The organism is Micromonospora sp. NPDC047753 (assembly GCF_040642735.1).
Classification (GTDB): Bacteria; Actinomycetota; Actinomycetes; order Mycobacteriales; family Micromonosporaceae; genus Micromonospora.
On the sequence record NZ_JBEYSL010000122.1, the window covers coordinates 1 to 14896 of the forward strand.

Here is a 14896-nt window from a genome sequence, read left to right on the forward strand (position 1 = left end):
TCGTGTCGCGAGCACCGGCGCCGACCGTCAGCCGGTTGATGCGTTCACGGCGGTGCCGCAGCACAGTGTCAGCCAGTCCGGCGTGCAGCTGCGAGCCAGGCGACCACCTGGTCGAGCGTGGCGGTCAGCGAGTCCTGGTGGAACTGGTTGGGCTTGAAGACGCTGAAGTTCTCGAAGTCGGTGAAGAGCGACAACGCGACCTGCGAGCGCACGTCGGCCATCTGGAGCTCGCCGGAGATCAGACGCAGGTGCTCCACTGCGCGCGTCCCGCCGACCGAACCGTAGCTGACGAAGCCGACGGCCTTGTTGTTCCACTCGCCGTAGAGGAAGTCGATCGCGTTCTTCAGGGCACCCGAGGTCGAGTGGTTGTACTCGGGGGTGACGATGATGAACCCGTCGAACGACGCGATCGTCTCGGCCCACCGCTTGGTGTGCGGCTGGGTGTACTGGCCCATCGAGGGCGGGTACGCCTCGTCGAGGTGCGGCAGCTGGTAGTCCAGCAGGTCGATCAGCTCGTACTCCGCGTCGGAGCGCTGCTTGGCGATCTCGAGCACCCAGCGGGCGACGGCCTCGCCGTTACGCCCCGGGCGGGTGCTTCCGAGGATGATCCCGATCCTGGTCATGTGTGGCGCCTTTCAGAGGTTCTTGCCTGACGACGGGAAACGTATCGCTGCTTGATTGGTCAAGCAAATACTTGGCGCATGGGCGTGATCACACGGAGGGTAAGCGCTTGCTGCGTCAAGCAAGTATGATAGGAGGATGTCCAACCCCTCCGCGGCGACTCCGCAACCCCTCACCCCTGATGAGGAATCCCTGGTCCGCGCCCTGGGTCAGGTGATGCACGTCCTGCCCCGCGCCATCGACGCGGACATGGTCGGTGACCGTCAGCTGCCGCTCACCGAGTACACCGCGCTGATGAACCTCTCCGAGACATCCGAGCGGCGGATGCGCATGAACGAACTCGCCGCGCTCTGCTACCTCTCCCTCAGCGGCATGACCCGCACGATCATCCGGCTGGAGACGCAGGGCCTGGTCCGGCGGGAACGCTGCGAGGAGGACGCGCGCGGCTGGAACGCCGTCCTCACCGACGAGGGCTACGCCCGCCTGCAGGAAGCCTGGCCCAGCCACCTGGCCGCCGTACGCCGCCGGTTCCTCCAGCACTTCGAGGGCTTCGACCTCGCCCAGTTGGCCCGCGCGTTCCAGCAGGCCGGCACGGCAGAGCCGACCAACTGAGGCAAGCGCGACCCGACCGGGACCCGACCGGTCGCCCATCCGGCCTCAGCCGAGCAGCAATGTCCGGTCGTCGGTACGGGCAAGACCCGGCATGACCGCGTACGCGAAGGCGGCGAACAGCCCGGCGCACAGGCTCGCGGTACTCAGAACCCCCATCCGCCTATTGCGACCGTCGCCGTGCGCGCTGATCAAACGCGATCGCGGTCACCGGCCGGAGCGTGGGCGGCGAGCGGGTTGGTCAGGGTGCCGACGAACTGGAGCGCCGCCGACGGGTCGGCCAGGTCGATCATCTGCTGGTTGTTACGCAGTTGCAGCCGGTTGAGGCAGGAGAGCGTGAACTCAGGGGCGAACAGGTCGTAGTGGCGGACCCGCTCGGCCAGGTGCGGCACCCGGTCGAAGTAGTCGGCGGCGCAGGCCGCGACAGTGCGCCAGAAGTCGTCCTCGGCGAGAACACCGGCCTCGACCAGGACCGCGTTGAGGTGCCGCAGGAAGCAGTCCACCACGTCGGTGAAGATGCTCAGCAGCTTGGTGTCGTCGGGCACCTCGACGCGGATCCGCTCCACCGCCGCCGGCAGCTCGACCCTGTCGCTCATCACCGCGATCTCCTCGGCGATGTCCTTGAAAATCACCCGCTGGACGGTGTCCTGCTCGTCGAGGACCAGGATGACGTTCTCGCCGTGCGGCATGAAGGCCAGGTCGTGGGCGTAGAAGCTGTGCAGCAACGGGGTCAGGTAGGCGTCCAGGTAGCGGCGCAGCCACACCTCGGGCGCCAGGCCGGACCGGGCGATCAGCGCCGCTGCCAGTGAGCCGCCCTCGTCGTCGACGTGCAGCAGCGCGGCCATCGTGGACAGTCGCTGCCCCGGCGCGAGCTCGGGCACCGGGCTCTCCCGCCACAGGGCGGCCAGCATCTTGCGGTACGGCGAGGTGCGCTCGGTCGCCGCCTCGTACTGCCGGTGCCGGTAACCCACGGCGGCCCGCTCCCGGATGACGGTCAGGCCGGTGCCGGTCAGCACCTCGTCGGCGGCGATCAGGTCGGCCAGCCAGTCGTTGATCGCCGGGGTGGCCTCCATGTACGCGGCCGACAACCCGCGCATGAAGCCCATGTTCAGCACCGACAGCGCGGTCTTGACGTAGTGCCGACCCGGCTCGCTGACGTTGAAGAAGGTGCGGATGGACTGCTGGGCGAGGTACACGTCCGGCCCGGGGCCGAGGTGCACCAGCCGACGCTCGGCCAGCTCACCGGCGAAGGTGACCGCCAGCTTGTTCCACCACTGCCACGGGTGCGCCGGGATCAGGTGGTAGTCGGCGAGATCCAGCCCGAGATCGGCCATCGTGGTCGCGAAACGGGCCCGGGTCGCGGCGTCCAACTCGCTCTCGATGAGCGTGTCGTAATCGAGGTCGGCGGCGCTGCTGAACGTGGAGTGGTCCCGGTGCGCGGCCAGCCACTCCAGCCGCACCGGCGCGGCGGCCTCCGGGGCGTACCGGTGGTACTCGTCGACGCCGAAGCCGAGCCGGCCGTTGTTCGCCACGAAGCAGGGGTGGCCCTCGGTCATCGAGGTCTCGATGGTCTGGAAGTCCGCCTCGGCCAGCTCGGCGGCGGTCGGCGCGGGCTGGGCCAGCTTGTACGCCGTACCCGCCAGCGTCGAGGTGATCTCCTCCAGGTAGACCGGGAGCACCCGCGCGGAGAGCCCGAGGGTGTCGCGCAGTTCGACGATGAGGTCCACCGCGTCCGGGGTCAGCGAGGTGCCGTCGCGGTGCCGGGTGATGCTGTCCGCGTCGATCTGCCAGTGCTCCAGGGCGAGCACCCGCGCCGCGAACCGGTAGGTGACGGTGCCGTCGTCGCTCAGGATCTCGTACCACTGCCGGTCGTCGGGGCCGGCCACGGCCTGCGGGGTGAGCAGCCGCTCGTGGGTGAACTCGGCGAGCGCCTTGCGGACCAGCAGCCGGTTGGCCCGGGCCCAGCGCTGCGGGGTGAGGTGCCCGACCGGGTCGCCGGAGGCGTGGTGCGCGGCGGCGACGGGCGGGTGGGTGGGGACGGCGGTGGTGGTCACGCCGGGGCTCCTTCGGTTCGGTCGGCGGCGGCGCGGTCGACGGCGGCCTGGAACTGGGCTCGGGTGCAGACGCTGAGCAGCGCGTCCTTCTCCGGCTTGGCGATCGGGCCGACGACAGTGAAGCCGACGGCGGCGTTCAGCGCGTGCACGGCGGTGTTGCGCACGTCCGGTTCGACCACCACCCGCCGGGTCGTCGGGTCGTCGAAGAGCCACGCCATGACGGTGCCGATCACCGCCCGGGTGAAGCCGTGCACTGGCGCGTCGACCGGCGCGCAGAGGAAGTGCATGCCCACGTCACCGGGCTGGTGGTCGTAGAGGCCGACCAGCTCGACGTGGGCCGGGTCGTAGCGCTCCGCGAGGAAGGCGGGACTCCCCCGCCACAGTCCGAGGTACGCGTCGTGGTGCCGGTGCTCGGCGATCCGCTGGTACTCCTCGGTGACCTGGGCCAGGTCGGCGTCCTGCATCATCCAGAACGCCGCCTTCGGGTGCGTCACCCAGGTGTGCAGGAGCGCCGCGTCGGCGTCCGGATCGAGCTGCCGCAGCGCGAACTCACCGAGACTGTCGTCGACCCGGGTGAAGACAGTGGTCACGACGACACCCCGAACTCCTGGAAGGTGATGCTCTTCTCGATCGGGTAGTGCTCCCGGCCGAGCAGCTCGCGGATGATCCAGGAGTTGCGGTAGGCGCCCATGCCCAGGTCCGGTGAGGTGATGCTGTGCGTGTGGGTGCCCGCGTTCTGCAGGAAGATGCCCCGCCCGCCGTGGTCGATGCTGTAGTTGCGGGCCACGTCGAAGCGGCCCTGCGCGTCCCAGCGGATCCGGTCCCGCACCGGCGTGAGGAACTCTGGCACCCGGTAGTGGTAGCCGGTGGCCAGCACCAGACCCTCGGTACGCAGGGCGAAGTCGCGTTCCTGCTCCACCTGACGCAACCCCAGCGTGTACTGCCCGTCCTGGTGCTCGGCGCTGACCAGTTCGGTGTTGGTGAGCAGGCGGGTGTTCACGGGCCCGTCGACGCTGTGCGCGTAGAGCAGGTCGAAGATGTCGTTGATCAGGTCGGCGTTGATCCCCTTGAACAGGCCCTTCTGCTCGGACTCCAGCCGGTAGCGGGTCGCCTCGGGCAGCGCGTGGAAGTAGTCCACGTAGTCCGGTGAGGTCATCTCCAGCGTCAGCTTCGTGTATTCGAGCGGGAAGAACCGCGGCGAACGGGTCACCCAGTTGAGCTGGTAGCCGTACCGGTCGATGTCGCCGAGCAGGTCGTGATAGATCTCGGCGGCGCTCTGCCCGCTGCCCACCACCGTGATGCTGCGCTTCGTGCGCAGCGCCGAGCGGTGCTCCAGGTAGTGGGAGTTGTGCACGGCATCGCCCGGCAGGTCGGCCACGGCCGGGGGTAGGTGCGGCGGGGTGCCGGTGCCGAGCACCAGGTGCCGGGCCCGGTACTCGACGGTCTCGCCCGTGCCCGTGCTGGCCCGCACCACGTACCGCTCGTCGGCGGGGTCGTACTCCACTGTTGTCACGCTCTGACCGAAGCGCAGGTTCGGCAGTTTCGCCGCCGCCCACCGGCAGTACGCGTCGTACTCGCTGCGCAGCGGGTAGAAGCTCTCCCGGATGTAGAACGGGTAGAGCCGGCCGATCTCCTTGAGGTAGTTGAGGAAGGAGTACGGCGACGTCGGGTCGGCGAGGCTGACCAGGTCGGCGATGAACGGGGTCTGCAACCGGGCCGACTCCAGCAGCATGCCGGGGTGCCAGGCGAGGCTCGGTCGGGCCTCCAGGAACACCCCGTCGAGCTCGTCGATCGGCGCGGTGAGGCAGGCCAGGCCCAGGTTGTACGGGCCCAACCCGATGGCGATGAAGTCGTGGGTGGACATCGGGGTCTCCAGGCGCGGGTTCGAGGTCACCGGCGTCAGCCGACGTGGCAGGTCAGGCCGGCGTCGACGTGGTCGTGCACGTACTGGCCGGCGTGGGTGGCGATCAGGTCGAGCACGTACCCGACGTCGTCGACTGTGGTTTCCGGGTTGAGCAGTGTGAACTTCAGGAAGTGCCGGCCGTCCACCCGGGTCCCGGCGACCACGGCGAGACCGGACGCCGCGAGGGCCTCCCGGGCGTGCAGATTGGCGGCGTCGGCCAACTCGCCGCCGGGGCCGGTGGGCAGGTAGCGGAACACCACGGTGCTCAGCTCCGAACGGGTCACCACCTCGAAGCGCGGATCCTCGCTGACCAGTCGCCAGGCGTCGGCGGCCCGGTCGACGACCTCGTCGAAGAGCCCGCCGAGCGCGTCCGGGCCCATCACCCGCAGGGTGAGCCAGAGCTTCAGCGCGTCGAAACGGCGGGTGGTCTGCAAGCTCTTGTCGACCTGGTTGGGGATGCGCTGCTCCACCATCCGGGCCGGGTTGAGGTAGTCGGCGTGGTAGGTGACGTGCCGCAGCGTCCGCCGGTCGCGGACCAGCAGCGCGCTGGAGCTGACCGGCTGGAAGAACGACTTGTGGAAGTCAACGGTCACCGAGTCGGCCCGCTCGACGCCGTCGAGCAGGTGCCGGCGCGTCGGCGAGACGAGCAGACCGCAGCCGTACGCGGCGTCCACGTGCAGCCACACGCCGGCTGCCGCGCAGATCCCGGCCAGGTCGGTGAGCGGGTCGATCGAGCCGAAGTCGGTGGTGCCGGCGGTGCCGACGACGGCCATCACCACCAGCCCGGCCTGGCGGCACCGGGCGATCTCCTCGCGGACGGCGGCCGGCCGGATCCGTCGCCGGGCGTCGGTGGGCACCGCGATCACCGCGTCCGGGGCGAGGCCGAGCAGTTTTGCCGACTTCTGCACGCTGAAGTGACCGGCGGCGGAGGTGAGCACGCGCAGTCGGGGCAGCAGGTCGGCGCGCGCCGCGGGGCCGATGGCGTCGGCGCACGCCTCTTCCCGGGCCAGCAGCAGCGCCTGGAGGTTGGACTGGCTGCCGCCGCTGGTGAAGATGCCGTCGGCGCGGGGACCGAGGCCGATCCGCTCGGCCGTCCAGTCGATCAGCCGGCGCTCGATGAGGGTGGCCCCGGCGCTCTGGTCCCAGGTGTCCAGCGAGGAGTTCACGGCGCTGAGTACCGCCTCACCGAGCAGTGCCGGGATGGCCACCGGGCAGTTGAGGTGGGCCAGGTAGCGGGGGTGGTGGAACCAGACGGCGTCGCGCAGGTAGACGTTCTCCAGCTCGTCGAGGGCGGCGCCGGCGTCGCCCAGCGGCCGGTCCAGGTCCACCCGGTCGACCAGGGGGGCCAGCTCGGCCGGCGCGATTCCGGTGCCGGGACGGTCCACTGTGGCCACCCGCCGGGCGACCCGGTCGACGCCGTCGGCGATCGTCCGGCGGTACTGCTCGACCGAGCCACCGTGCAGCAGCTGGGCCCGCGCGGCGGTTGACGCCGGCGGCGGCGTGGTGGTCTCGACGGGGTACGTCGGCACGGTCACTGGTGGTCCTTCCACGTTCTGGACGAGGGCAGCCGGAACCCACCCCGGGCGCGGCGGTGCGCCCGGGGATGTGGTGTTCGTCAGCTGACCTTCTTCGCGTTCCGGATGGCGGTGGCGAGGTTCTCCAGCAGCGGTGCGGAGCCGGCGTACGAGAAGCGGGGCACCGCGTCCCACGGGCTCACCTGGTTGGCCTTGACCGCCGGCAGTTGCTGCCAGGTCGGCTTGGCCGTGAGGTCCTTGGCCTGCAGCGCGGTGCCGCGGTTGTCCAGCAGGATCAGGTCGGCCGGAAACTTGCCGGCGCTCTCCCAGCTCAGCGCCTCGAAGTAGTCGCCGGATTCGAGCTTGGTGGGGACCACGATGTCGACGCCCAACTCGGCGAAGTACATCAGGTCGGTGCTGACCTTCGGGTTGGAGACGTAGAAGAGGTCGGGGCTGCCGGAGCAGGCCATCACCTTGATCCCGGGGTTGGCCTTCACCGCCTGCCGGACCGCCTCGGCGGCGGCGTCGAAGCGGGCCTTTCCGTCGGTGACCTTCTTCGCGGACAGGTCCGCGCCGAGCGACTCGGCCAGCGCCGCGTACCGCTCGATGGGCTTGGTCATCGGCACCCGGGCGGTGGTGATCGCCACGCTGGGCGCCAGCGGGAGGATCTTGGCCTTGCTCTCGTCCGGCACGTACCAGAGCGCGTCCGGGTCGTACATGTGGGTGACCAGCAGTTCGGGGCGCAGCGCTGCGTACTTCTCCAGGCTGAACTCGCCCCACACGTTGCCGAGGATCTCGACGCCCTCGACGTCAAGGTCGCCGGCCTGCGGCTCGGCCGTGCCGTCGGCACGCTTGGTCTCACCGAAGACGCCCACGAGCTGCTTGTCGAGACCGAAATCGATCAGGGCCGCCGCCACCCCGGTGAAGGCCACCACACGGGCCGGACGGGCTGCGGCCTCTACCTTCGTGCCACGGTCGTCGGTGAACGACCAGGGACCACTTCCGTTGCCGGCGGCGGGTTTCGCGGCGTCGTCAGTGCCACAGGCGGCAAGCAGGGTGGCCAGCGTGGCGGCGCCACCGGCGGCCAGCAGGCCACGGCGGGAGAGGCGGCGGGCGGACAGGGCATCGGGCATGGTGTTGTCTTTCGATCAAGGGTTGGCCGGGGTCGACCAGGGCAGCGGGGTTAGGTTAGCCTAACCTCGGTCATTGTCAACAGCGGTACGCCGTGTCGCCACCACCCCGGAGCCCACACTGGACGCCACACCCACCGTCACCCGACCGGCACCGCCCGTGCCAGCCAGGGCGACGGCCGCACCCCCGAGCCGGCGTGGCCGTCGGGCAGCCCGCGCCGCCGGCCTGGTCACCGCCGTGGCACTGCTCACGGTGATCGTGGTGCTCAGCATCGCGGTCGGAGCGAAGGCCATGCCGCTCGCCGACGTCTGGTCCGGGTTGCTGCACCGCGACGCCACCGAGTACGCGGTGGTGCACCGGATGCGCCTGCCCCGCACCCTGCTCGGGCTGCTCGCCGGCACCGCCCTCGGTGTGGCGGGCGCTGTCATGCAGGCCCTCACCCGCAACCCACTCGCCGACCCCGGACTGCTCGGCATCAACGCCGGCGCGTCCGCGGCCGTCGCCACCGCCGCCGCGTTCCTGGGCGTCACCGCCGTCGGCGGGTACGTCTGGTTCGCGCTGCTCGGCGCGGCAGCGGTGACCGCGCTCGTCTACACCGTCGGCGGCGGACGCGGCGCGACCCCGGCCCGACTCGCGCTGGCCGGGGCGGCACTCAACGCCACCCTCTACTCCTACGTGAGCGCGGTGATGCTGCTGGACACCGCGTCGCTGGAGCGGCTGCGTTTCTGGACGGTCGGCTCACTGGCCAGCGCGGACTCCGCGACAGTGACCCGGGTGCTGCCGTTCATCATCGTCGGGCTGCTGGTCGCGCTCGGTGCCGCCCGTCCGCTGAACGCGCTGGCGCTCGGCGACGACGCGGCGCGAGCCCTCGGCGCTCGACCCGCGCTGATCCGCGCCGCCGTGATCGTCGCCGTCACCCTGCTCTGCGGCGCGGCGACCGCCGCGTGCGGACCGATCGTCTTCGTCGGGCTTCTCGTGCCACACCTGGTCCGCGCCCTGACCGGTCCGGACCTGCGCTGGCTGCTGCCGTACTGCGCGGTGCTCGCACCCGCGTTGCTGCTCGGCGCCGACGTGCTCGGCCGGGTGCTGGGCCGCCCCGGAGAACTCCAGGTCGGCATGGTGACCGCCGTACTGGGCGGCCCGCTCTTCCTGTGGCTGGTCACCCGCCGAAGGGTGGCCCAACCGTGACTGTCGTACGTACGTCATGGGGGTTGTCGCTGCGGTTTCGGCCCCGCGCGTTGGGTGTCGGGGCCGGCGCGGCGGTACTCGCGGCCGGGCTCAGTGTGGTGGCCCTGGGCAGTGGTGACTACCCGATGGGTCCGGCGGACGTGCTGCGCACGCTGACCGGCGGTGGCACCGTGGCAGAGCAGTTCATCGTGCTTGAGCTGCGCCTGCCCCGGCTGGTCACCGCCCTGCTGGTCGGTGCGGCGTTGGCTCTCGCCGGCACGGTGTTCCAGTCGCTGGTCCGCAACCCGCTTGGCAGCCCGGACATCCTGGGCTTCACCCAGGGCGCGTCGACCGGGGCGCTGGTGGTGGTCGTCCTCGGTGGCAGCAGCCTGGCGTTGGCCGGCGCGGCGGTCGTCGGTGGTCTCGGCACCGGCCTGGTGATCTACGCGCTCGCCTGGCGGCGCGGGGTGCACGGCTACCGACTCATCCTGGTGGGCATCGGGGTGTCCGCGATCCTGACCGGCGTCAACGGCTACCTGCTGACCCGGGCGCCCCTGATGGAAGCCGCCCGCGCGGTCCTCTGGCTCACCGGCAGCCTGGACGGGCGAGGCTGGGCCAACGCCGGGCCGCTGCTTGCCGTCCTGGTCGTGTTGGCGCCGCTGGTGCTCGTCGGCTGCGCCCCGGCGCTGCGGATGATGGAGTTGGGCGACGACGCCGCCAGCGCCCTGGGCGTGCCGGTACGCCGGCTGCGCCTGGTGCTGCTCGCCGCCGCCGTGCTGCTGGTCTCGTTCGCGGCGGCCGCCGCCGGGCCGGTGTCCTTCGTGGCGCTCGTCGCCCCGCACGTGGCGAAACGACTGACCCGGGCCCCGGGTCCGAACCTGATGCCGTCGATGGCCGTCGGCGCGGCGCTGCTGGTCGGGGCCGACCTGGTGGCGCAACGCGCGTTCGCCGGGCACCAACTCCCGGTCGGTGTGGTGACCGGCGTGATCGGCGGCGGTTACCTGGTCTGGCTGCTGGCGATGGAACGTCGGGCGGGCCGGCTGTGAACACCAGTGACGCCCTTGAAGGAGCACCCATGCGACCCGGCGATTCCCGACTCGGGGGCACCTCGCTGACCCTCGCCTACGACCAGCGCACCATTGCCGAGAACCTGACCGTGGCGGTGCCCGACCGGTCGTTCACCGTCATCATCGGCCCGAACGCGTGCGGCAAGTCGACGCTGCTGCGCGCCCTGTCCCGGATGCTGCGCCCCAGCGCCGGCGCGGTGCTGCTGGACGGACGGGACATTCACGACCTGCCGGCCCGCACTGTGGCCCGTACGCTCGGCCTGCTGCCGCAGTCGTCGATCGCACCGGACGGCATCAGCGTCGCCGAACTGGTCGCCCGGGGTCGCTACCCCCATCAGGGGCTGCTGCGGCAGTGGTCCCGCGAGGACGAGCGGGTGGTCGAGGAGTCGATGGCCGCGACCGGGGTCGACGACCTCGCCGACCGGGCCGTGGACGAGTTGTCCGGCGGGCAGCGGCAGAGGGTCTGGGTCGCCATGGCGCTGGCCCAGCAGACACCCCTGCTGCTGCTCGACGAGCCGACCACGTACCTCGACATCGCCCACCAGATCGAGATCCTGGACCTCTGCGCCCGCTTGCACGAGGAGCAGGGCCGCACCCTTGTCGCGGTGCTGCACGACCTGAACCACGCGGCCCGCTACGCCACGCACCTGATCGCCATGCGCGACGGACGTGTGGTTGCCGCCGGGGAGCCGGCGTCGGTGGTCACCGCCGAGCTGGTCGAGGAGGTGTTCGGGCTCCCCTGCCGGGTGATCGACGACCCGGAGACCGGCACCCCGCTGGTCGTCCCAGCGGCCCGACGCCGCGCCACCACGCTGGCCCCGGAGCCGGCATGAGGACGGAACGCTTCCGGGACCCCTGGGGAGTGCCGCACCTGCGGGCCGCCGACCCGGTCGCGCTGGCGGCGGCGCAGGGCCGGGTGACGGCGTACGACCGGGCCTGGCAGATCGAGGTGGAGCGGCACCGCGCCCGGGGCACCAGCGCGGCGTTCCTCGGGCCCGACGCGCTCGGCTGGGACCGGTTCGTCCGGCAGGTCCGGCTCGACGACACCGCACGCCGATGCCACGCCTCGCTGGACCCGGCGACCGCCGAGTGGGTGGGCGCCTACGTGGACGGCGTCAACGCCGCTCTCGACACCGGGGCGGCCCGGTCACCGGAGTTCGCCGCCACCGGGCTGAGCCCGGGTCGGTGGGAGCCGTGGACGCCGCTCGCGGTCTGGCTGGGCCACCACATCCTGTTCGCCGGGTTCCCCGGCAAGCTCTGGCGCGAGCACGTGGCGCAGCGGCTCGGGCCGGACGCGGTCGACAGCTTCGCTACCGACGGGCCGGCCGTGGCCGGCAGCAACGGGTGGCTGCTCGCCGCCGAGCGCACCGGCACCGGGGCCGCGCTGCTCGCCGGCGATCCGCACCGGTTCATCGAGGATCCCGGCGTCTACCAGCAGATCCGGCTGGCCTGCCCGGAGTACGACGTGGTCGGCTTGGCGGTGCCGGGCGTGCCGGGCATCGCGCACTTCGGGCACACCGGCGGCGTGGCCTGGGCGATCACCAACGCGATGGCCGACTACCAGGACGTGTACGCGGAGCGGCTGCGCCGCGACGGCCCCCGGGTCCAGGCGCTCGGCCCGGACGGCTGGCGCACTGCGCACCGCCACGTCGAGATGATCGAGGTGGCCGGGGCGGACCCGGTCGAGGTCGAGGTGGTGGAGACCGATCGTGGTCCGGTGATCGCCGGTGGGCCGGACGACGAGAGTGCCGTCAGCCTGCGCTACCCGCCCCGGGTCCGGGGTGACCTCGGTTTCGCGACGCTGCCGGAGCTGCTGCGCGCCCGCACCGTGGCCGACGTGGACCACGCGCTGCGGCACTGGGTGGAGCCGGTCAACGTGGTGCAGGCCGCGGACACCGCCGGAGGGCTGTTGCACCGGGTCGCCGGGGCGGTGCCGGTACGGCACCCGGAAAACGGCCGGCGGGTGGTCCCCGGATGGGACGCCGCGTACGCCTGGCAGGGCTGGCACGCGCCGATGCCTCGTGCCGAGGTGCACGGTCGGGCGGTGATGGCCAACGAGCGCGGGCTGGCGGCGCCGCTCGGGGTGGAGTTCGCCCCACCGCACCGGGCGCGTCGCATCGCCGAGCTGCTCGATGCCCGCCCAACCTGGACGGCCGACCAGATGGCGATGGTGCACACCGACACGTACCTTGGCGCGGCCGGGCCGTTGCTGGCGGTCCTCGCGGAGTCGACGGGGCTCGGTCCGGCCGCCGCCGCGCTGCGGGAACGACTGCTGCGCTGGGATCGCCGGATGGCCGCCGACAGCACCGATGCGGCGGCCTACGCCATGCTGCGGGCGGCCGTCGTACGCCGGATCGCCGCCCACCCGGCGCTGGCCGCGTTGGCCGAGCTGCCCGCGTACCCCGAGGTGTTCGCGCCCTGGTTGGCGCTGACGCCGCGGGTCGGTCACGCGCTGGAGCACCTGCTCGGCGCGAGCCCGTTGCCCGGTGTGGACATCGCCGCGCTCGTGGGCGCGGCGGCCGAGGAGGTCGCCGACGCGGCGGCCGAGCCGGTGCTCTGGGGGGACCTGCACCGGCTGGCGGCGTGGCGGGCCCTGCCCGGCCCGGACACCGGGCCCGGCCCCCGGCTCGACGGGGACCACGACTGCGTGTTGGCCACCTCCAGCGTGCCCGGGGTCACCCACTGGTGCTTCCGGGGGCCGGCGGCGCGCTTCGTCTGGGACCTGGCCCGCCGCTCGGACAGCCGCTGGGTGGTCCCCCTGGGCGCCTGCGGGGTGCCCGGCGACCCGCACCACGACGACCAGAGCGCCGCCTGGCTGGCCGGCGACCTGCTGCCGGTCAGCACGGACTGGGACCAGCTCGTCGAGGAACTTCACTGACGGCACCGGCCGCCGCTCGGGGTGATTCACGCACCCCGACCGGCGGCCGGTCACCATGCTGTCAGCGCAGGCCGAACGCCCGACTGATGCTCTGGCTCACGGTGTTGCCGGCGGCGTCCCGCGCCGTGGTGCGCAGGCTCACGAAGCCGGCCTTCGCCGGTGCGGCCAGCGAGGTGCGCCAGCCGTCGCCGTGCCGGGTCAGCCGCTGCTTCTGCCAGGTCGCCCCGTCGTCGTAGGACACCTCGACGGTCACCGCGCCGATCCTGCCGGTGACGCCGGGCAGGTGGGAGGCGACAACGGTCAGCGGTGCACGTCGCGACGCCCTGCCGGCGGAGTCGATGGCCACCTGGTAGTCCAGCTGGATCATCGGCAGCACCTCGGCCGACTCCTCCCCGGTGACCGCCGAGTGGAAGCCCCACTCGGTGCGGGTCTGCCGGGAGTACGGGTTGGTCCACGCGGCCCTGTCGTTCTCCACCACGAGCCGGTACGGCAGTCGCTGCTGGGCCAGCCCGGAAACCTGGAGATACTCGGCGTTGCCCCAGTTCAGCTCCTTGTCGCCCTGGTAGAGGGTGGTCCGGTTGACCATCTTGTAGTTCGCGTACGCCTCACCGATGTGGCCGCCCCCGTCGCCCCACCCGGGCGCGGGCAGGTAGACGGTGTCCAGGTAGCGGACCGGCACGTAGCTGCCGCCCATCCGGGGTCGCTGGATCGGCCCGAACCAGGTGACGGCGCTCGGCTTGCCGGCCGGGTACGTGGTCGTCGCCATCAGGTGCTGACCGGTCTCGCCGGCGATGAACGCGTCGTCGACCCACCGCTGGTCGGCGCTCACCCAGTCGGTGCGGCGGCCCTGCGCCGGTGCCGGCTCCTGGTTGCTCGACGCCCAGCCGCGCCAGATGTCGGTGCGGAACTCCAGCGCCTTGCCCTGCCGGTAGTTGCGGAACTCCACGTCGACCCGGGCCAACTGCCGCTTCGTGGGCCGGTAGGCGGGGTCGGCCGGCACGTTACCGGTCCAGTGGTGCGCCACGTCGTACAGGTAGGTGGTCTCCGGGTGCGACTCGACGGTGAGCCGCACCGCGCCCCGCTCCAGCGCGGCGATGAGCTGCCCACCCTCGTCGGCGCCGAGGGTCGCCACGGTCACCGGGGCGGGACTCTCCGGGCTCCACGGCGCCTCGTCCCACGGCTGGAGCCGACCGATGCCGTCGTTCACCACGAGCAGCAGCTTCGCCCCGGCCGCCGCGGCGGCCTGCGCCTGGGTGGCGATGTCCACACTGTCACTGCGGCGCACCACCACGGCCCGGTCCCGGACCGGCCGCTTGGCCAGGCCCGCCGCCGACGCGTCGGCGACGTAGACCGCGTCCAGCTGACGGCGGCCGGCCGGCAGCGCCGGGGTCGCCCGCTTCACCAGCAGATCGTCGTACGAGCGACCGCCGGCCGAAACGGTCAGAGCCGGCTGCTCCAGCCGCCACCGGGCACCGAACTCGAACTCGCCGTCGGTCACCGGACGGCTCGTCGGCAACGCCCACATGCTGTCGTACGAGTCGTCAGGCAGCACCTGGCTCTCGGTGAGACCGTTCTTCGTGGACCGGTGGATGTCCATCCGCAGCGCGCTGGCGGTGGCCTCCTGCGGCACCCGGGCCTGCACCTGTCGGGCCGCGCGCGCGTCCAGGGTGACGGTGCGGTCACGGTCCAGGTTCACGTCGGTGAAGCTGAGCATCGCCATGCCCTTGGAGTGCGGCCCGTGCACACCCCGCACGTCCGCGGAGATCCAACCGTTCCACGACCCCACCGGCAGCCGCAGCGTGGCGGTGCCGCTCTCGGGCAGGTCCACGGCGGTGAAGAGGGTGTCGGCGGTGAGGACCACCACGCCACCCCCGACGCAGAGCACCATGATCACGACCAGGGCAATCGCCGCGATCAGCAGACCGCGCTTCTTCTTCGGCGCGGGCGTGCCC

The 14896-nt window shown here is 72.0% G+C and carries 11 protein-coding genes and 1 pseudogene; 5 read left to right on the forward strand and 7 right to left on the reverse strand.

All coding sequences use genetic code 11. The annotated features are described in order from the left end of the window. Positions 1-68: 68 nt before the first annotated feature. Entirely contained in the window at positions 69-623 is a 555-nt protein-coding gene (locus tag ABZ749_RS13215) for an NAD(P)H-dependent oxidoreductase (protein ID WP_357227102.1), read from the reverse strand. Positions 624-759: 136 nt separating this feature from the next. On the opposite strand from ABZ749_RS13215, the gene ABZ749_RS13220 reads away from it, so the two are divergent. Next, entirely contained in the window at positions 760-1233 is a 474-nt protein-coding gene (locus ABZ749_RS13220) for a MarR family transcriptional regulator (protein ID WP_357227105.1), read from the forward strand. A 188-nt stretch (positions 1234-1421) separates the two neighbouring features. On the opposite strand, the gene ABZ749_RS13225 is transcribed toward ABZ749_RS13220, so the two are convergent. From ABZ749_RS13225 to ABZ749_RS13245, 5 genes are all read right to left on the reverse strand, one after another. Beyond that, the gene (locus tag ABZ749_RS13225; RefSeq protein WP_357227107.1) at positions 1422-3284 is read right to left on the reverse strand and encodes an IucA/IucC family siderophore biosynthesis protein; all 1863 of its coding nucleotides are present in this window, start codon (positions 3282-3284) and stop codon (positions 1422-1424) included. After that, entirely contained in the window at positions 3281-3874 is a 594-nt protein-coding gene (locus ABZ749_RS13230; RefSeq protein WP_357227110.1) for a GNAT family N-acetyltransferase, read from the reverse strand. The genes ABZ749_RS13225 and ABZ749_RS13230 overlap by 4 nt, the downstream gene beginning before the upstream one ends. Beyond that, positions 3871-5148: a lysine N(6)-hydroxylase/L-ornithine N(5)-oxygenase family protein gene (locus tag ABZ749_RS13235; protein ID WP_357227123.1), complete on the reverse strand. Its 1278-nt coding sequence runs from the start codon at positions 5146-5148 to the stop codon at positions 3871-3873. Before ABZ749_RS13235 ends, ABZ749_RS13230 begins: the two co-directional genes overlap by 4 nt. A 35-nt stretch (positions 5149-5183) precedes the next feature. Beyond that, positions 5184-6722, reverse strand: coding sequence for an aspartate aminotransferase family protein (locus ABZ749_RS13240; protein WP_357227112.1), 1539 nt, complete (start codon positions 6720-6722; stop codon positions 5184-5186). An 80-nt stretch (positions 6723-6802) separates the two neighbouring features. After that, positions 6803-7834: an ABC transporter substrate-binding protein gene (locus tag ABZ749_RS13245; protein WP_355006742.1), complete on the reverse strand. Its 1032-nt coding sequence runs from the start codon at positions 7832-7834 to the stop codon at positions 6803-6805. A gap of 235 nt (positions 7835-8069) precedes the next feature. Here ABZ749_RS13245 and ABZ749_RS13250 point away from each other — a divergent pair, with 235 nt between their 5' ends. From ABZ749_RS13250 to ABZ749_RS13265, 4 genes are read left to right on the forward strand one after another with little or no spacing between them, the layout of a single operon-like run. Next, the gene (locus tag ABZ749_RS13250; protein ID WP_357227125.1) at positions 8070-9020 is read left to right on the forward strand and encodes an iron chelate uptake ABC transporter family permease subunit; all 951 of its coding nucleotides are present in this window, start codon (positions 8070-8072) and stop codon (positions 9018-9020) included. Next, positions 9017-10045: an iron chelate uptake ABC transporter family permease subunit gene (locus ABZ749_RS13255; protein ID WP_357227116.1), complete on the forward strand. Its 1029-nt coding sequence runs from the start codon at positions 9017-9019 to the stop codon at positions 10043-10045. The genes ABZ749_RS13250 and ABZ749_RS13255 overlap by 4 nt, the downstream gene beginning before the upstream one ends. Positions 10046-10074: 29 nt before the next feature. Further along, positions 10075-10899: an ABC transporter ATP-binding protein gene (locus ABZ749_RS13260; protein ID WP_357227118.1), complete on the forward strand. Its 825-nt coding sequence runs from the start codon at positions 10075-10077 to the stop codon at positions 10897-10899. Further along, positions 10896-12944, forward strand: a complete 2049-nt coding sequence (locus tag ABZ749_RS13265) for a penicillin acylase family protein (protein ID WP_357227121.1) — start codon at positions 10896-10898, stop codon at positions 12942-12944. The genes ABZ749_RS13260 and ABZ749_RS13265 overlap by 4 nt, the downstream gene beginning before the upstream one ends. 61 nt (positions 12945-13005) lie before the next feature. Here the strand turns inward: ABZ749_RS13265 and ABZ749_RS13270 are convergent. Further along, positions 13006-14896 (reverse strand): annotated as a pseudogene (locus tag ABZ749_RS13270) (serine protease); the annotation flags it as partial.

Bases quoted from the DNA above. Each gene is read 5' to 3' on its own strand.
- ABZ749_RS13215 (WP_357227102.1), bottom strand. From the start codon at position 623: ATGACCAGGATCGGGATCATCCTCGGAAGCACCCGCCCGGGGCGTAAC.
- ABZ749_RS13220 (WP_357227105.1), top strand. From the start codon at position 760: ATGTCCAACCCCTCCGCGGCGACTCCGCAACCCCTCACCCCTGATGAG.
- ABZ749_RS13235 (WP_357227123.1), bottom strand. From the start codon at position 5,148: ATGTCCACCCACGACTTCATCGCCATCGGGTTGGGCCCGTACAACCTG.
- ABZ749_RS13245 (WP_355006742.1), bottom strand. From the start codon at position 7,834: ATGCCCGATGCCCTGTCCGCCCGCCGCCTCTCCCGCCGTGGCCTGCTG.
- ABZ749_RS13260 (WP_357227118.1), top strand. From the start codon at position 10,075: ATGCGACCCGGCGATTCCCGACTCGGGGGCACCTCGCTGACCCTCGCC.
- ABZ749_RS13265 (WP_357227121.1), top strand. From the start codon at position 10,896: ATGAGGACGGAACGCTTCCGGGACCCCTGGGGAGTGCCGCACCTGCGG.